Raw genomic sequence first — 15917 nt, forward strand, 5'->3', positions numbered from 1 at the left:
GTCGGGGGTAGGCACATGACCGTCACCGTGCGCGCAGTACGGCCGCCGGAGCCGCACGATCTGGAGCATGCCTGGCGCGCCGTGCGCGAGCTCCTTGCGCCGACTTCCGTGGTGCCGTCGAGTCTGGCGCCGGGCGCGCTTCTGAAGCTGGAGACCTTGCAGCCGACGGGGTCGTTCAAGGTCAGAGGGGCGCTGGCGGCCCTGGCCGCGCTGCCCGAGGGGATGGCCGCGGTCACCGCGAGCGCCGGCAATCACGGACTGGCCATCGCCTACGCCGCGTCACGGGCGGGCGCCGAGGTCACCGTGGTCGTCGCCGAGACCGCCTCGCCCGCGAAGGTGGCGAAGATCGAGTCATACCCGGTCACGCTCGTCCGGCACGGCACCCTTTTCGATCACGCCGAGCGGTACGCGCTGACACTGCCGGGCCACTACATCTCCGCCTACAACGACCCGCGTGTGATCGCCGGGCAGGCCACCATCGGCAGGGAGCTCGACGAGCAGGTGACGGGCCCGCTGACGGTGGTCGCCCCGCTGGGCGGCGGTGGGCTCCTGTCCGGGCTGTGCCTGTGGGCGCGCGAGCGCGGCGACGTACGGATCGTGGGAGTGGAGTCGAGCGTGTCCCGGGCCGTCTCGGCCTCGGTCGCCGCCGGGCGGATCGTCCGCCTGGAGATCGGCGACAGCATCGCCGACGGCATCACCGGCAATGTGGAGGCCGGCTGCGTGACGCCCGGCCTGCTCGGCGCGGGGCCGGTGGAGCTCACCTCGGTGACGGACTCCGAGATCCGCGCGGCCCTGCGCTGGCTGTTCACCGCGCACGGGCTGGTCGCCGAGGGCGCCGGGGCCTGCGGAGTCGCCGCCGTGCTGGCCGGCAAGGTGGAGATCAGCGGACGCCTCGTCGTCGTGCTGTCCGGCCGCAACATCACCCCAGGCGCCTACGCAGAGGCGCTGACCCACGACTGACGTCCCCATCCCGGCCTTCACCCTGGTCGAGACACCGTGCTCGTCGCCCTCTAGAGGGAGGCGATGCCCGCGCGCACGCCCAGGACGAGCAGCAGCAGCCCGAAGCCGATGAGGAGCGTTCCGAGCAGCGTTCCGCCGCCGAGCGCGCTGTCGATGCGCACCTGAGTCGGGTCGGCCGGGTCGTAGATGATAGGGACCCGGTCGCCGGGACTGGCGGGCGGCGGGTTGCTGCCGACGGGCGACTCGGCCTCGACCTGCTCGCCATTGTCGGTCGTGAACCGCAGGACCGGGTGGTAGACGGCGCTGTGCCGCCTCTCCCTCCGTGTCCCGCCGGTCCGGACCGCGCGCAGCCGGACGACCTGGCCCCGGCCGCGCCGCGCCCGCCTGCGGAAGTCACGGGCGTTCAAGATGACCGCGCCCCCGAGAACGGCCATGGTCAGACCGATGGCCCCGATGATGAACGCCGCGTTGTCCGACACCCCGCAACCGTAGGGGACGGCGCTTGATCATGGCTTGCATCGGGCTGCCCGGCCCCCGGACGGCTCGTCCCACTTCGTGAACCCCGCGTCCTGCGAGCCGCTTGTGGTACGGGCGAGGACGTAAGGGTGTGCCGTGGGCGGGAAGGTGGCCCCGATGTCCGGACGGGAGACGTTCGCCGGGACGGTCTTGACGATCCCGCCGCCCGCGCTAATCGGCACCGAGATGGGGTCCGTGGTGTCGAGGTCGAACCGTGCGCGGCCGGTGTCATTTCGGGTTCCTGACCTCGCGTGCTTTGGGGGCATTCAGGTCGTACCTGATGCCCAGGACGCGGATGAGGAAGCAGGCCAGCGCAGCCCCCAGCGCGGCCGGGACGCCGTAGTCGCCGGTGCGCATGGATACAACCGCGATCGTGGCCCCGGCGAGGGCGGGGATGGCGTACAGGCCACTGGTGAGCACTGCCGGGACCCGGCCCACCAGCACGTCGCGGACCGTCCCGCCGCCGACGGCGGTGATGGCCCCGAGAATGACGGCCTGCGCAGGGCCGAGTCCGTGTTCCAGGGCCTTGCTGGCGCCGGTGACGCAGAACAGGCTCAGCCCGGCGGCGTCGGCCAGTTCGATGGCCAGGGCATACCGGCGCAGGTGCTTGCTGAGGAAGAACGCGACGAGTGCCCCTGCGGCGGCTACCGTCAGGTAGCGCCAGTCGCTGAACGTGGCGGGCGGTAGCGCGCCGATCAGGATGTCGCGCACGATGCCGCCGCCGAGCGCGGTCACCATGCCCAGTGCCAGCATCCCGATGATGTCCAGCCGGGCGGCCCTGACCCCGGTGATCGCGCCGTTGAGCGCGAACGCGAGTGTGCCGGTGAGGTCCAGCGAGAGCAGCAGCGTGGTTCCGGTCATAGGTGCCAGCTTGCCTTCCGGCGGCAGCCCGGCACTACGGTGTCCGCCGGCTCATGCCCCGGGCTGGGCCGCAAGCCAGGCCATCGCAGCGGCGGTCAGGGTCTCGGTACCGGTGCGCAGGGTGGGCTGCAACGCGGGCAGGAACTTGGGGGAATGGTTGACGGGAATGTCGTCCTGGACCCGCCCGGCTTTCTCGGCGGCGGCGTAGGCCTGCGGGTCGGTGCCGCCGATGCCCCAGTAGGTGTAGGGGATGCCCGCGGCCCGGGGGATATCGCTGAAGTCCTCGCTGGCGGTCTGCTGGGCCAGTTCAGCGGCGCGGTCGCCAAAATGCCCGCTGAAAGCGGCGGCCACCCGGTTCGTGGTCGCGTTGTCGTTGTCGGTGAGCGGGAAGCTATCGAAGATCTCGAAGTCAGGATCCCGGGGTGAGCCGGAGGCCTGGCATTCGGCGGTCACAATCCGCTTGACCGCGGCCAGCATCCGTTCACGTGTCCGTTGCGAGTAGGTTCGCCTGTTGAGCTGCAAGATCGCGCAGTCGGGTATGACATTGCTCTTCGTGCCGGCCTGGCAGCTGCCGACGGTCAGCACCGCCGTCTGGCTGGGATCGACGATACGGGACACCACCGTCTGGAGCCGAACGATGATCATGGCGGCGAGCACCACCGGGTCGATGGTGTCCTGCGGCATGGAGCCATGCCCGCCCCGCCCGTACACGGTGATCTTGATGCTGTCGGACGCCGACAGCGTCGGCCCTGAACGCGTGCCAACGGTTCCGGCGTGGCCGGGCAGGACGTGCTGGGCCTAGGACGTGCTGGGCCAGCGCGACGTCCGGGGCCGGGATGCCATCAAGCAGGCCGTCATCGACCATGCCCTGTGCCCCGTCTCCCGTCTCCTCGGCGGGCTGGAACAGCGCGATCAAGGTGCCGTTCCACAAGCCGGGCTGGTCGGCCATCAGCTTGGCCATGCCGGCCAGGCAGGCCACGTGGAGGTCATGGCCGCAGGCATGCGCCACCGGCACCTGGCTGCCATCGGCGTCCTGGCCGGTAGCGGTGCTCGCATAATCCGCCCCGGTATCTTCCCTGACCGGCAGCGCGTCCATCTCGGCCCGGAGCAAAACGGCAGGCCCGCTGCCGTTAGCCAGCACGCCGACCACGCCAGTGCCGCCGATGCCGGCACGCACCTCGTAGCCGCACCGCTGCAGCCACTCCGCAGCGCGCCGGGCGGTCCGCTGCTCCTGATGGGACAGCTCCGGATGCTGGTGCAGATCCTTATAGAACCCTTCCTGGGCGTCCCGCAAGCCCGCGTACCCGGCCAGGATCCCATCGGTACCACTCATGATCCCCTCCTCCGCGGCGCACATGCGCCAGGTCTCATCCCACGCGGTATCCAAATCAGCTTGCCACCGGCTGGCCAAGACCGCTCCGGCGTCCGACTGGATCGGCGACTACGCCCGGTTCTGGGCGGGCAGCGTCGACTCGCTCGGCAGCTACCTTGAGAAGCTTCAGCGCGATGACCTACCGGCACCGCTTCACGCTAGGAGAACGACGATGACTGACGTACTGACCGTCACCCGCACCTTCGCCGCGTCCCGTGAGCTCGTCTACGAGGCGTGGACCCGGCCGGAGCACTTCTCCGTCTGGTTCGGCACCGAGGCCGTCGACGTGCCGCTCGACACGCTGTCGATGGACGTGCGGGTTGGTGGCGCCTGGAACGCCGTGATGCACCTGCCCGACGGCAACAAGATCCAGTGGGTCGGCGAGTACACCGAGGTCGGCCCGCCCGAGCGCCTGGCCTTCACGATGAGCGACGACCCTTCGAACCCCGCGCGCGTGCCAGTGGTCGTGGTGCTCGCGGAGGTCGGCGGAGGCACCGAGATGACGCTCACCCAGACCGGCAGCGGCTTCACCGAGGAGCAGCACGCGCGGACGGTGGCCGGCTACAACGGCTTCTTCGACGCGATGGAGAAGCTGCTCGCCGCGCAGGCCTAGCCGCGGTCTGCCGAGGACACGGGGCCTCGGCAGACCGCCAGGCCGTTCGGTCAGTTCGGGATCCGGTGGGTCTTGACCTCGTCGAGGAAGGTGGTCCATTCGCCGGGGGGGAAGATCAATGCGCTTCTGTGGGGGTATTTGGAGTCGCGCACCGCGACCACGTCCGGCAGATTGGTCGCCACCTCGACGCACATGCCTCCGTCATCCCCTGACCGGCTCGACTTCCGCCATCTGGCCTGGCTCAGATCCATCTCCGCACCGCTTCCTCGATCATCTTCAGGGACAGGGATTGGGAGTGGGCCTCGCCCCGGATGGCGTCGTATCGGTTGACAAGCTTCGCGATCAGGCCTCTTTCGTCCACCGTACGGCCGTGCGGCTGACCCTCCACATACACCGTATAAGGGACGCCTCGCATTTCCGCTATGCCGAATGCCCCTAGTAATCCCGCCCCTGCTTTGGCGCCGTACGGAACTATCTGAATGGTGACCTTGGGGTGCCGTGCCATCTCCATGAGATATTCGAGCTGCTCGCGCATGACACAGGTGCTTCCGACCGGCCGGCACAACACGCCCTCGTCGATGATGGCCCAGACCATCGGCGGGTCATCGCGCGAAAGGGTTCTCTTGCGCTGCATTCTGGCGGATACGCGCTGATCGATCTCCTCGGCGGTGATCCCGGGGGCGCACTCGATGATCCAGCGCGCGTACGCCTCGGTCTGGAAGAGGCCGGGGATGAGCAGGGGATCCCACAGGCGGAGTGCGGTGGCGCGCAATTCCTCGGCCGCCCAGTCGCGGAAATGTTCCGGCACCGGTGGCGGTGGTGGCCAGGCTTCCATGTAGAGCCCGAGCATGACGCCGTCGAGGCGGAAGGCCCGGTCGCACAGTCGCGCGAAACCCTCTGTGGGGTCGCGCTTCAGCGTCTCCACCATGCCGATCATGCTCTCGGAGAATCCGATTCTCCGGCCGACCTGTGCCTGGGTCAGCCCCGCGACGAGACGGTGCCGGCGTAGCTCGTACGCGAACCGTGCCGCCGCTGACTCTTCCGGGTCGATGTCGACCATTTTGCCCATCTGATCTCCTCGCATCCGCCGGCTGAATTTCGACCCCACCAACCCACCGATGACCCACCGGGACCGTGCTCTTCCGTGGGGGGAATCGAATACTCAACGTAGTCGATCGTGTACACGATGGTGGGGCGAATTTCGCATCGGGCAGGCAGCCGATAAGCGTCGCGAGGACGTATATGACGTGCCTGGCGCCCGTGGAGGAAATCACTGATGGATCACGGAGGCGGTCGATGGCCGGCGTCAGAATGCGGGAGCAGTATCTGGAGATTCCGGCACGTCCGGAGGCCGCGCTCTACGCGCGTAAGCACGTCAGGCGAGTACTCGGTGAATGGCGGCTGGAAGAACTCCTGGACACCGCTGAACTCATCGCCTCTGAGCTGGTGACTAACGCGGTCAGGGCGACAGCCGGCACCGGGGCACCGGTCAGTGGGGAGGCGGCGTTCGACGCTCCTGAATACATCTGGATCGACGTCTACCGGGCGGCTGGTCGAATAGTGCTGGAGGTGTGGGATGCGGGCCGGACTCCTCCCGCACCCAGGACGGCCGCGCCGGACGACGAAGGCGGGCGTGGCCTCCATCTGGTGGACGCCCTCGCGGAGAACTGGGGATACCGCAGGCCCGTCACCGGCGGAAAGGTCGTCTGGTGCACTCTGTCCGCTCGCGCCTGACGTCTGACGGGATCCGGTACCGGAGGTGATCATTCGTGTACATTGAGTGAGATCATTGCTGATCGGTGGTTGTCTTGGAGGTCGTCATGTCCGTTGGTCTGCCGGTTCGGAGCGTCGTCGTGGCCGGCATGGTGGCCGGGGGGCTGGGCTGGCCTGCCGTGTTGACCGTGTCGGCCGCTCATGCCGGGTCGCGGGTGCCCTGTACGGCCACGGCGACCACCACCCGTTCGGGGCCGGCCGACCTCCTCGGCAAGGTGCCCCCGGGTACGACCGGAGGGCCGGACACGACGTGCGGAGAGGCGGCGCAGACGACGACTGCGGATCAGATGCTCCCCGCCCCGCAGGCAGATGTGCGGGGTTTCGAGGCGAAGGCCATGGGCGGGCGGGGCCCGTTCTGTGCCATGTTCAGCGCGGGCGCGGAGGAGGTCAAGGCCGGGCTCGCCGTCCTCGGCCTGACGAATGACGCCAAGGCTCTGCCGAAGCAGCCGCAGACCGAGCAGGAGGCCCTGCCGAAGCAGCCGCGAAAGCAGGACCGCTTCTACAAGGTCCTCAAGTTCGTCCAAGTCGTGCACTGGATCCACGACCTAGGGCGGTGAGACGCCGAGAGCCGGGCGGCACTGGCCCTTTCCTGAGGTGCCCCGTGCGTTTCAACGAGTGATCGGCTGGATGTCGGCGACGTGGCGGATCAGGTCGCCGACGTGGACGATCCCCATGCAGCGTCCCACCTCGTCCACCACGACCAGGTCGTCGTACACGCGGGCGGCGTCCTTGCCCGCGAGCTGCATGGCGGCTATGGCGGGGGTGGTCTTGGGGACGACGCGCGGCGGGTCGGCGAGGCGGTGCGCGGGCTTCTTGGCGTGCAGGGCGTGCCCGTACGGCCCGGCGATGGACAGCAGGAAGCGGCTGCGCTCCACGCTGCCCCGCGGCCGCTGGTACTCGTCGACCAGGATGACGCTGGTGATGGAGGGCTCGGTGCCGAGGGCGTCCACCACCTGCTCGGCGGTCGCGCCCATGTCCAGGGTCACCGCGGGCATGAGGAACTCCTGGACGCGCGGTCCCAGCTCGATCACCGAGGGCCCGGGGTCGGACGGGGGGACCGGCAGGGGCACGTGCACCCGGCCTTGCGAGGGGCGCCAGTCCAGCGGGGCGAGCAGCGGTCCCTGGGCGAGCCTGATGCCCCAGCCGCGCAGCGCGGCGAGCTGGGCCTCGTCCCGCACCTGCGGGGCCAGCACGTGGATGCCCATGCCCTTGGCCATGCGGGCGACGGCCTCGCCCAGCGCGTTGCGCCGTACGTCCCCGGGGATGCGGTCGACGAGGTCGGGCGACAGGACGGCGGCGTACGGCGACACGTCGGCGATCAGGTCGAGGGGGACGTGGGAGGTGCCGACGCCGCCAACGGCCACCAGGTAGCCGATGGTGCGCAGGCCGTCGATGCCGACCAGCAGGGCCCGGCGGTCCTCTGGCGCGAAGTTCCCCGAGATGACGAGTATCACCTCGCGCGGGCGCCGCCTCGTGGCCCGCATCGCCTCGTGCAGCGAAGCGAGGGCGGCTGAGCCCTCGATCACGACCCCGGAGGCCACGGTGAGGACGAGCGGCAGCAGCGCCTCCTCGCGCGCGGCGGCGTACGCCGAGGCGATCGTGGGCGAGATGTCGCGGGAGACGCCGGTGGGGGACACCTCGGCGGTGGCCTCAACGGCGATCACGCCGCCGGTGTCGAGGTCGACGATGGGCAGGAAGGTCGCGGCGCCGCCGGAGGCCGGCAGGGCTCCGTAGGCCCCGGTGGTGGCAGTGGCGGGCGCCGGGGGTGAGGCGGCCGTAGAGGTGGATCGGGGGACCGTCACACACGGATTGTCCTGCGGTTTCAGTGGTGGCAGCGGCCGCCAGCAGCGGAATTCACTGACATTTCCACATCTGTTGGATCGGGGTCCTTCTTTACAGGAACCCGCAAACAACGTAACCGATCGTAATCAAGATCCCGGCCGCTCCCGGGGTTCCCCGGCCCGGCCGCTCTCAGGGTCCCGGTACGGCCACCTCAGGCCGTCCGGGCGCCTGCCGCAGGGGCTCGCGACCAACGGACGACCGGGGCCCCCGCGGCCGTCCGGTACTGTCGCGGGTCATGACGTCACGACCGGCGGCGGGCGGGGGCCGATGGGTGTCGGTCGCCCCGGAGCGCATCGAGGGCTGGCTGCGGAGGTTCGCCGAGCGGCACGGCCCGGTGGAGGCGGTGCTGGACGGCGACGTCGTACGGCTGCGCGCCGAGGACGGGGCGGTGGCCGAGTGTCACGTGCCGTTCCCTCCCCTCGCGCCGACGGAAGACGATTCCGATGATCTTCCCTCCGCGTCCGCGGGGGACGTACCCGGTGGTCTTCTCTCCGGGCTGGTGCGCCATGCGGGCAGGGAACGCCGGGTCGGGGTGCTCCTGGTACGGCTGGGCGGGCACGCGGCCGGGGTGTTCGAGGGGGAGCGGCTGGTCGTGTCCAAGGTCGGCTCCCGGCTCGTCCACGGGCGCAGCGCGGCGGGGGGCTGGTCACAGCACCGCTTCGCCCGCCGCAGGGAGAAGCAGGCGAGCGAGGCGTCGCAGGCGGCGGCCGACGTGGCCGTACGGGTGCTCGTCCCGCACGTCGGCACCCTGGACGCCGTCGTGCTCGGAGGAGACCGCAGGGCGATCGACGCGCTGCGCGAGGACCGCCGGATAGGCGCGGTCTTCGCCCTGGAGACCGGCCCCTTCCTGGACGTCCCCGATCCCCGGCTCGCGGTGCTTCAGGAGACCCCCGCGCGGTTCCGCGCGGTACGGATCCGCGTGATCGACCCGCAGGGATGACCCGTCGCCCGCCCGAGCCACCCGCCGGGCGAAGGCAGCTGCGCTCCCGCCCCGTCTGACCTGCGGCCACGCGCCGCCGTCAGGCTCGCGCGGGGGTGGACTCCTGGGCCACCCAGCCGTTGCCGTCGGGGTCCTCGAAGGTGAAGAAGGCGCCCCAGGGGGCCTTCTCGACGTCGTCCTGGTGGACGGTGACGCCCTCGGCGCGGAGCCGCGCGAGGGTCGCCGCCACCTCGTCGCACTCGATGACCAGGCCGCTGACGCTGCCGGGCGCCATGGAGGGGAACCAGGTGACGAGCGTGATCGTGGCGCCGCCTCCGGGCGGGGTGAGCTGGACCCACCGCCGGTCGCCCATGGGGTTGTCGGCTACCAGGGTGAAGCCCAGCCTCCGCGTGTAGAACTCGGCCGCGCGGTCCTGGTCGGAGACGGGAATCGAGACGACGCTGATCGATCGCAGTGTCATGGGGTCGGTCCTTTCTGTCGCACGGCAGGCGGCGTGGAGGCCGGCCCGCCGGGTTCGGGGTCGGGGCCGAGCTCGTCGAGCACGGCGCCCAGGGTCTTGAGGCGGTCCTTCCAGAAGCGCTCCAGCTCCGCCAGCCACTCGCGCGGCTCGGCGAGGCCCTCCGGCCGCAGCCGGTAGAGACGGTGCCTTCCGGCCGGCCTCACCTCGACCAGGCCCGCGTCTCGCAGCACCTTCAGATGCTGGGAGACGGCGGCCTGGGTGATCTCCAGATCGGCCATGAGCTCGGAGACCGGGCACTCGCCGGCGGCCAGCCTCTCGAGCAGATGCCGCCGCGTCAGGTCGGCGAGGGCCGTGAAGGCGTCGGGACGGTCGTGCCGCAGCCGGGGGCGTCCGATCTTCGCGCTCATACGGAGCATCATATTAGTTTTTTCTTAACTATCGACCCCCGCCTGGCGACTGGCCGTACACTAGGCGTATGCGCACTCCCGATTGATCGGCGCACTCATGGAAGCGGGCCGAGCCATGTGGCTGCCCTGCGACACTCCGGTCTCTTCCGACAGCACGTCCTTCGACCTCGTTCCCCGCTCTGGGAGTGTTCCCTCACCATGATCATTGCGTCTGACATCGAACTGCGCGCCGGTTCCCGCCTGCTCATCGAAGGGGCGTCGTTCCGGGTGAACCCCGGCGACCGCATCGGCCTGGTGGGCCGCAACGGAGCCGGCAAGACCACCCTCACCAGGGTCCTCGCGGGCGAGGGCATCCCCGCGGCCGGCACCGTCACCACCACGGGCAACGTCGGCTACCTGCCCCAGGACCCCCGCACCGGCGACCTCACGGTCCTCGCGGCCGACCGCATCCTGTCGGCCCGCGGCCTCGACGAGGTGCTGCGCGAGCTGCGCGAGGCCGAGCTCGGCATGGCCTCGGAGGAGGTCCGCGTCCGCGACCGCGCGGTCCGCGCGTACGGCCGCCTGGAGGACCGGCTCCACGTCCTCGGCGGGTACGCCGCGGAGGCCGAGGCGGCGTCGATCGCCTCCAGCCTCGGGCTGCCCGACCGGGTGCTCAAGCAGCCGCTCCAGACCCTCTCAGGTGGCCAGCGGCGACGGGTCGAGCTGGCCCGCATTCTGTTCAGCGGGGCGGAGACTCTCCTGCTTGACGAGCCGACAAACCACCTCGATGCAGACTCAATCGGGTGGCTTCGTGATTTTTTACGATCCCACCAGGGCGGCTTGATCATTATTAGCCACGATGTCGGGCTTCTTGAAGCGACGGTCAACAAAGTCCTGCACCTCGACGCGAACCGCTGTGTCATCGACACTTACAACGTCGGATGGACCACCTACCTGGCCCAGCGCGAGACCGACGAGCGCCGCAGGAAGCGCGAGCGCGCCAACGCCGAGAGGCAGGCCTCGCAGCTCCTCTCGCAGGCCGATCGGATGCGCGCCAAGGCCACCAAGGCCAAGGCCGCACAGGACATGGAGCGCCGCGCCAAGCGCCTGCTCGCGGGTGTGGAGGAGGAGCGGCGCAGCGACAAGGTGGCCAAGCTCCGCTTCCCCGATCCGGCCCCGTGCGGGCGCACCCCGCTCACCGCGTCCGCCCTGTCGAAGTCCTACGGCTCGCTGGAGGTCTTCACCGACGTCGACGCGGCCGTCGACCGGGGCAGCCGGGTCGTCGTCCTCGGCCTCAACGGCGCGGGCAAGACGACGCTGCTGCGCATGCTCGGCGGCATAGAAAAGCCCGACTCCGGCGAGGTTCGCCCAGGTCACGGCCTTAAGCTGGGGTACTACGCCCAGGAGCACGAGACCCTGGACGCCGGGCGCAGCGTGCTGGAGAACATGCGTTCCGCCGGCCCCGATGTGCCCGACGTGACCTTGCGCAAGGTCCTCGGCTCGTTCCTGTTCTCGGGGGACGACGCCGACAAGCCGGCTTCCGTGCTTTCCGGGGGGGAGAAGACTCGCCTGGCCCTTGCCACGCTGGTGCTTTCGAGCGCCAACGTCCTCCTGCTCGACGAGCCTACGAACAACCTGGATCCGATCAGCCGCGATCAAGTACTTTCAGCGTTGAGGTCCTATTCTGGGGCAATTGTCCTCGTTACACATGATGAGGGGGCCGTAGAGGCTCTACGACCGGATAGGGTGATCTTGCTACCAGACGGAGTAGAAGACGCTTGGAGCGATGAATTTTCCGATCTTGTGGCACTCGCCTGATCTTAATTTGAGCGGGTACGGATCTTTTCCCATGGAGTAGGTAGCCGATCCGGCTGAAATGACTGATCATGGCGTGAGTAACGCTGCGGAAGTCTGGCACTACAGGAGGTACTCGTGGCCGAGACTCTGAAGAAGGGCACCCGGGTGACCGGGGCCGACCGTGAAAAACTGGCCGCCGACCTTAAGAAGCGCTATGCCGCGGGTGAGAGCATCCGCGCGCTGGCCGCTTCGACCGGCAGGTCATACGGGTTCATCCACCGCATCCTCAGCGAGTCCGGCGTGACTCTGCGCGGGCGCGGCGGGGCCACCCGGGGTAAGTCGAAGCGCTAGACCGGCCGCCTCGGAAACGCGCGACCGCAGCCGCTCGTCCCGTTCAGTCGAAACCCGTCCCGCCCGCGCCGGTAGAATCTGATTCTGGAACCTCACTGGGTTCGGGCGTGACGGGACAGCGACACCACGGACGGAGCGGGCGATGCCGGAAGCGACGCTTGGGGGGAGTGCGGCGGCGATCTCGGCGGGCGAGGGTGCCGAGCCGGGCACGGAAGGTGCGCTGAGGCGTGCCGGAGGGGTGCGCGGTGAGGCTGACAGGACCCTCGGCGACGAGGAGCTCGCGGAGGTCGGTCTGTGCTTCGAGGTGGACGGCGAGATCGCGACGATCACACTGGACCGGCCGGAAAAGCGGAACGCTCAGACGTTCGCCACCTGGTCGGCCCTTGCTCGGATCGGCAGAGAGTTGCCGGAGCAGGTGCGCGTCGTCGTGGTCCGAGGCGAGGGGCCGTCCTTCTCAGCGGGTATCGACCTGCGAATGTTCACTCCCGAGGGAGTGCCGGGGCAGGGCTCGTTCGCGTCCGCGGCCGCGCTCGACGGCGATACGTTCGAGGAGCGGATCACAGAGGCCCAGAAGGGCTTCCTGTGGTTGCGCCGCCCGGACATCGTGTCGATCGCGGCGGTTCAAGGACACGCGATCGGGGCCGGATTCCAACTAGCCCTGTCCTGCGACCTGCGGATCCTGGCCGACGACGCCAGGTTCTGCATGAAGGAGCCCGCTCTCGGGCTGGTTCCCGACCTGACCGGCACCAAGCCACTGGTCGACCTCGTCGGCGTGGCGAGGGCCGTGGAGATCTGCCTGACCGCCCGTGTCATCGAGGCCGGTGAGGCGCTGAGGCTCGGCCTCGCCGAGCGGGTGGTCCCTAGGGACGAGCTCGCGGCGGCGACGCGCGAGCTCGCCGGCGCCCTGCTCACGACCGACAGGGACGCGGCGGCGGCCACCAAGCGGCTGCTCCAGGGCGCCCCTGGCAGGACGCTTGAGCAGCAGAGCGCCGCAGAGCGCGCGGAGCAGACCGTGCGCATCAGGAAGCTGTTCGGCGCCGCGGGCCAAGGAGAGCCCGGAAGGGCCTGACCTGCGAAGACGGCACGAACGTCGCGGCGGCGCCCGCGAGTGACCGTTCGCCCTGAGCTGACCGGGGAATCAGGCGACCATTTCCCATGCTTCGCCCGGAGGAGGAGACGGGGGCGGGCGCCCTCGTACCGGACACACGGGGAGAGGACCGGCGAAGGACGAAGATGACGATGTTGGGCGGGGGATACGGGCCGCAGGTGATGCGGTCCCTGCGGCGTGACAGCTCGGTCACCAAGGAACGGCTGACGCCGGGCACGGTGCCGCGCATCGCCAGGTACGCCAAGCCGTACCGCTGGCAGATCGCCGCCTTCCTCGGGCTGGTCGTGCTCGACGCGACCATCGTGATCGCCAACCCGCTGCTGCTGAAGTCGATCATCGACCAGGGCATCATCCCGCGCCGCACCGAGGTGGTCATCACGCTGTCCGCGGTGATCGCGGGGCTCGCCCTGATGGACGCCGGGCTCGGGCTGGCGCAGCGCTGGTTCTCCGCGCGCATCGGTGAGGGGCTGATCTACGACCTGCGCACCGAGGTCTTCGACCACGTGCAGCGCATGCCCGTGGCGTTCTTCATGCGCGCCCAGACCGGCGCGCTGGTCTCCCGGCTGAACAGCGACGTCATCGGCGCGCAGCGCGCCATCACCAGCACGCTGTCGGCCGTGGTGTCCAACGTCGTGAGCCTGGTGATGGTGCTCGGCGCGATGCTGATCCTCTCCTGGCAGGTCACGCTGGTCGCCCTCGTCCTGTTGCCGATCTTCATCTTCCCCGCGCGGCTGGTGGGCCGGCGCATGTCCAAGCTCACCCGCGAGCAGATGCAGCTCGACGCCGAGATGAGCTCGGTGATGACCGAGCGCTTCAACGTGGCGGGGGCCATGGTCGCCAAGCTGTACGGCCGCCCGGAGGACGAGGCGGTCAACTTCGGCGACCGCGCCGGCCGGGTGCGCGACGTGGGCATCACGGTGGGCATGTACGGCACGGTCTTCCGGGTGGCGCTCGGCCTGGTCGCGGCGCTCGCGACCGCGCTGGTGTACGGCGCGGGCGGCGTGCTGGTCGTCGAGGGCACCTTCGAGATAGGCACGCTGGTCGCCCTCGCCGCGATGCTCATGCGCCTGTACGGCCCGCTGACGAGCCTGTCCAACGTCCACGTGGACGTCATGACGGCCCTGGTCAGCTTCGACCGGGTGTTCGAGGTCCTCGACCTCAAGCCGATGGTCGCCGAGAAGCCCGGCGCCGAGCCCCTGCCGAGCGGGCCGGTCACCATCGAGTTCGACGACGTCCAGTTCCGCTACCCGGCCGCGGAGGAGGTCTCGCTCGCCTCCCTGGAGTCGGTCGCGCGGCCGGACACCGGCCCGAGCCAGGAGGTGCTGAAGGGCGTCGGCTTCACCGCCCACCCCGGCGAGCTCGTCGCGCTGGTCGGGCATTCGGGCGCGGGCAAGACCACCATCACCTCGCTGGTCTCCCGCCTGTACGACGTGACCGGCGGCGCGGTGCGGGTCAACGGCGTGGACGTGCGCGACGCCACCCTCGCGTCCCTGCGCGAGACCGTGGGCGTGGTGATGCAGGACGCCCACCTGTTCCATGACACGATCGGCGCCAACCTCCGCTACGCCCGCCCGGACGCGACCGACGAGGACATCTGGGACGCCCTGCGCGCCGCGCAGATCGGCGAGCTGGTCGAGGCGCTGCCCGACGGCCTGGACACCGTCGTCGGCGACCGGGGGTACCGCCTGTCGGGGGGAGAGAAGCAGCGCGTCGCGCTGGCCCGCCTGCTGCTGAAGGCGCCGCGCGTCGTCGTGCTCGACGAGGCCACCGCCCACCTGGACTCCGAGTCGGAGGCCGCCGTCCAGCGGGCCCTCAAGACGGCCCTCGCGGGCCGCACCTCACTGGTGATCGCCCACCGGCTCTCCACGATCCGCGAGGCCGACACGATCCTGGTGGTCCAGGACGGCCACGTGGTCGAGCGGGGCCGCCACGACGACCTGCTCGCCGCCAGGGGCGCCTACGCCGAGCTCTACCGCACGCAGTTCGAGCAGCAGAGGTGACCCGGGGCGCGCCTCAGACGTAGCCGAGCCTGGTCAGCTCGTCCCTGGCGATCTTCTCCACCAGGGAGGCCTGGTCGGGCTTGAGGCGGGAACGCCACGCGCCCACCTTGGGGGCGGTCGTGCCGTACAGGGCCACCTTGGAGACCCGGGTCTCCAGGAAGCCGGAGATCGTCGCGATCGTCTCGGCGGGGGAGGCGGCCATGTCCTCGTAGCGCACGGTGAGGAGCTGGTCGCGGGGGATCTCCTGGCGGAGCGCGGCGCTCAGGCGGACGGCGCTGCGCCAGCGCAGGGCGCACTTGCCGGCGGGCTCCATCACCGTCCACTTGTCGCGGTGCTCGCTCGAGTTGACGCCGAGGAAGGGGTTGGGGAACTCGGTCTCGTCGCTGAGCATGCTCGGCCGCGACCAGCTCATGGAGGCGCGGTCGGCCAGCATGTCTGCGGCGACGTCCCTGCCGTCGCGGATGAGCTGCACGAAGCGGGCGTCGGGGAACGCCTGGAGCAGCACAGGGGCGCTGTAGAGCAGGTCGGGGTTGGCGTCGCCGAACCTGACGACGCCGCCGGGCGAGGCGCACGGGCCCGGCCCGGTGACGGCCCCGGCCTCCCGGCACGCCGCGGGGCACTCGGCGCAGGCGCCGGGGACGATCTGCCAGGCCTCGGCGAGCGCGTCGCGGAGCACCCGCACGGCGCCGCCGCCCTTCCTGCGCATGATCGAGGGCCGCCGCGCGAACGCGTACACGACGTGCGCGACCGCGGCCCTGCCCATGGTCAGGTGGAAGCCGGGGGAGCGTTTGAGGGCACGCCCGAGGAGGTCCGCGCCGGAGTGCGGAGCGCCGAGCACGAACACCGGCCTACGGACCTTGATGCCGTTGACCACGAGAATGTGGGTCGGGGGTCGCATAAGTGAGGACAGTCTGACACCCTTTGCGAGGTGAACGAAC

At 70.1% G+C, this 15917-nt stretch carries 18 protein-coding genes and 1 pseudogene; 9 read left to right on the forward strand and 10 right to left on the reverse strand.

The genetic code is table 11. The features are described from left to right. Positions 1-15 precede the first annotated feature (15 nt). A complete protein-coding gene (locus OG589_RS09260) occupies positions 16-960 on the forward strand; it encodes a threonine/serine dehydratase (RefSeq protein WP_405147898.1) in 945 nt (314 codons plus the stop codon). 50 nt (positions 961-1010) lie between these two features. Here the strand turns inward: OG589_RS09260 and OG589_RS09265 are convergent, their stop codons facing one another. The 4 genes and pseudogenes from OG589_RS09265 to OG589_RS09280 form a co-directional block, all read right to left on the reverse strand. Continuing rightward, positions 1011-1439: a DUF3592 domain-containing protein gene (locus OG589_RS09265; protein WP_405147900.1), complete on the reverse strand. Its 429-nt coding sequence runs from the start codon at positions 1437-1439 to the stop codon at positions 1011-1013. Between the two features lie 265 nt (positions 1440-1704). Continuing rightward, a complete protein-coding gene (locus OG589_RS09270; protein WP_405147901.1) occupies positions 1705-2337 on the reverse strand; it encodes a trimeric intracellular cation channel family protein in 633 nt (210 codons plus the stop codon). A 51-nt stretch (positions 2338-2388) separates the two neighbouring features. Next, complete coding sequence (locus OG589_RS09275) at positions 2389-3021, reverse strand: peptidase dimerization domain-containing protein (protein ID WP_405147903.1); 633 nt, start codon at positions 3019-3021, stop codon at positions 2389-2391. Between the two features lie 157 nt (positions 3022-3178). Further along, a pseudogene (locus tag OG589_RS09280) lies at positions 3179-3694 on the reverse strand (M20/M25/M40 family metallo-hydrolase); the annotation flags it as partial. A 187-nt stretch (positions 3695-3881) separates the two neighbouring features. Between OG589_RS09280 and OG589_RS09285 the strand changes: the two are divergent. Continuing rightward, a complete protein-coding gene (locus tag OG589_RS09285) occupies positions 3882-4322 on the forward strand; it encodes an SRPBCC domain-containing protein (protein ID WP_405147905.1) in 441 nt (146 codons plus the stop codon). Positions 4323-4372: 50 nt separating this feature from the next. On the opposite strand, the gene OG589_RS09290 is transcribed toward OG589_RS09285, so the two are convergent. Further along, positions 4373-4573, reverse strand: a complete 201-nt coding sequence (locus OG589_RS09290; RefSeq protein WP_405147907.1) for a DUF397 domain-containing protein — start codon at positions 4571-4573, stop codon at positions 4373-4375. Continuing rightward, the gene (locus OG589_RS09295) at positions 4564-5391 is read right to left on the reverse strand and encodes a Scr1 family TA system antitoxin-like transcriptional regulator (RefSeq protein ID WP_405147909.1); all 828 of its coding nucleotides are present in this window, start codon (positions 5389-5391) and stop codon (positions 4564-4566) included. Before OG589_RS09295 ends, OG589_RS09290 begins: the two co-directional genes overlap by 10 nt. 227 nt (positions 5392-5618) lie before the next feature. Between OG589_RS09295 and OG589_RS09300 the strand changes: the two genes are divergently transcribed. Both OG589_RS09300 and OG589_RS09305 read left to right on the forward strand, forming a co-directional pair. Further along, positions 5619-6056 (forward strand): ATP-binding protein, encoded by a 438-nt coding sequence (locus OG589_RS09300; protein ID WP_405147911.1) that lies wholly within the window; start codon positions 5619-5621, stop codon positions 6054-6056. Between the two features lie 86 nt (positions 6057-6142). Beyond that, positions 6143-6652, forward strand: coding sequence for a hypothetical protein (locus OG589_RS09305; protein ID WP_405147912.1), 510 nt, complete (start codon positions 6143-6145; stop codon positions 6650-6652). A 51-nt stretch (positions 6653-6703) separates the two neighbouring features. Here OG589_RS09305 and OG589_RS09310 read toward each other — a convergent pair whose 3' ends face one another. Next, positions 6704-7897: an EAL domain-containing protein gene (locus tag OG589_RS09310; RefSeq protein ID WP_405147913.1), complete on the reverse strand. Its 1194-nt coding sequence runs from the start codon at positions 7895-7897 to the stop codon at positions 6704-6706. 275 nt (positions 7898-8172) lie between these two features. Between OG589_RS09310 and OG589_RS09315 the strand changes: the two genes are divergently transcribed. Then, positions 8173-8877, forward strand: a complete 705-nt coding sequence (locus tag OG589_RS09315) for an acVLRF1 family peptidyl-tRNA hydrolase (RefSeq protein WP_405147915.1) — start codon at positions 8173-8175, stop codon at positions 8875-8877. Between the two features lie 79 nt (positions 8878-8956). On the opposite strand, the gene OG589_RS09320 is transcribed toward OG589_RS09315, so the two are convergent. After that, on the reverse strand, positions 8957-9337 hold the full coding sequence (locus OG589_RS09320; protein ID WP_405147917.1) for a VOC family protein: 381 nt from the start codon (positions 9335-9337) through the stop codon (positions 8957-8959). Continuing rightward, a complete protein-coding gene (locus OG589_RS09325) occupies positions 9334-9744 on the reverse strand; it encodes an ArsR/SmtB family transcription factor (RefSeq protein WP_405147919.1) in 411 nt (136 codons plus the stop codon). Before OG589_RS09325 ends, OG589_RS09320 begins: the two co-directional genes overlap by 4 nt. Positions 9745-9942: 198 nt before the next feature. Here OG589_RS09325 and OG589_RS09330 point away from each other — a divergent pair, with 198 nt between their 5' ends. From OG589_RS09330 to OG589_RS09345, 4 genes are all read left to right on the forward strand, one after another. Continuing rightward, positions 9943-11541, forward strand: coding sequence for an ABC-F family ATP-binding cassette domain-containing protein (locus OG589_RS09330; RefSeq protein ID WP_405147921.1), 1599 nt, complete (start codon positions 9943-9945; stop codon positions 11539-11541). Between the two features lie 114 nt (positions 11542-11655). Further along, on the forward strand, positions 11656-11871 hold the full coding sequence (locus tag OG589_RS09335; protein ID WP_093173121.1) for a helix-turn-helix domain-containing protein: 216 nt from the start codon (positions 11656-11658) through the stop codon (positions 11869-11871). 142 nt (positions 11872-12013) lie between these two features. Further along, the gene (locus tag OG589_RS09340) at positions 12014-12940 is read left to right on the forward strand and encodes an enoyl-CoA hydratase/isomerase family protein (RefSeq protein ID WP_405147922.1); all 927 of its coding nucleotides are present in this window, start codon (positions 12014-12016) and stop codon (positions 12938-12940) included. Positions 12941-13104: 164 nt separating this feature from the next. Then, positions 13105-14979, forward strand: a complete 1875-nt coding sequence (locus tag OG589_RS09345) for an ABC transporter ATP-binding protein (protein ID WP_405147924.1) — start codon at positions 13105-13107, stop codon at positions 14977-14979. A 13-nt stretch (positions 14980-14992) separates the two neighbouring features. On the opposite strand, the gene OG589_RS09350 is transcribed toward OG589_RS09345, so the two are convergent. Then, a complete protein-coding gene (locus OG589_RS09350) occupies positions 14993-15877 on the reverse strand; it encodes a sulfotransferase family protein (RefSeq protein WP_405147926.1) in 885 nt (294 codons plus the stop codon). Between the last annotated feature and the right edge of the window lie 40 nt (positions 15878-15917).

Origin of the sequence: Sphaerisporangium sp. NBC_01403 (assembly GCF_045040145.1) — a bacterium.
Taxonomy (GTDB): domain Bacteria; phylum Actinomycetota; class Actinomycetes; order Streptosporangiales; family Streptosporangiaceae; genus Sphaerisporangium; species Sphaerisporangium viridialbum.

Bases quoted from the DNA above. Each gene is read 5' to 3' on its own strand.
- OG589_RS09340 (WP_405147922.1), top strand. From the start codon at position 12,014: ATGCCGGAAGCGACGCTTGGGGGGAGTGCGGCGGCGATCTCGGCGGGC.
- OG589_RS09295 (WP_405147909.1), bottom strand. From the start codon at position 5,391: ATGGGCAAAATGGTCGACATCGACCCGGAAGAGTCAGCGGCGGCACGG.
- OG589_RS09260 (WP_405147898.1), top strand. From the start codon at position 16: ATGACCGTCACCGTGCGCGCAGTACGGCCGCCGGAGCCGCACGATCTG.
- OG589_RS09330 (WP_405147921.1), top strand. From the start codon at position 9,943: ATGATCATTGCGTCTGACATCGAACTGCGCGCCGGTTCCCGCCTGCTC.
- OG589_RS09320 (WP_405147917.1), bottom strand. From the start codon at position 9,337: ATGACACTGCGATCGATCAGCGTCGTCTCGATTCCCGTCTCCGACCAG.
- OG589_RS09345 (WP_405147924.1), top strand. From the start codon at position 13,105: ATGACGATGTTGGGCGGGGGATACGGGCCGCAGGTGATGCGGTCCCTG.
- OG589_RS09290 (WP_405147907.1), bottom strand. From the start codon at position 4,573: ATGGATCTGAGCCAGGCCAGATGGCGGAAGTCGAGCCGGTCAGGGGAT.
- OG589_RS09300 (WP_405147911.1), top strand. From the start codon at position 5,619: ATGGCCGGCGTCAGAATGCGGGAGCAGTATCTGGAGATTCCGGCACGT.
- OG589_RS09315 (WP_405147915.1), top strand. From the start codon at position 8,173: ATGACGTCACGACCGGCGGCGGGCGGGGGCCGATGGGTGTCGGTCGCC.
- OG589_RS09275 (WP_405147903.1), bottom strand. From the start codon at position 3,021: ATGCCGCAGGACACCATCGACCCGGTGGTGCTCGCCGCCATGATCATC.
- OG589_RS09350 (WP_405147926.1), bottom strand. From the start codon at position 15,877: ATGCGACCCCCGACCCACATTCTCGTGGTCAACGGCATCAAGGTCCGT.
- OG589_RS09305 (WP_405147912.1), top strand. From the start codon at position 6,143: ATGTCCGTTGGTCTGCCGGTTCGGAGCGTCGTCGTGGCCGGCATGGTG.
- OG589_RS09285 (WP_405147905.1), top strand. From the start codon at position 3,882: ATGACTGACGTACTGACCGTCACCCGCACCTTCGCCGCGTCCCGTGAG.
- OG589_RS09270 (WP_405147901.1), bottom strand. From the start codon at position 2,337: ATGACCGGAACCACGCTGCTGCTCTCGCTGGACCTCACCGGCACACTC.
- OG589_RS09325 (WP_405147919.1), bottom strand. From the start codon at position 9,744: ATGAGCGCGAAGATCGGACGCCCCCGGCTGCGGCACGACCGTCCCGAC.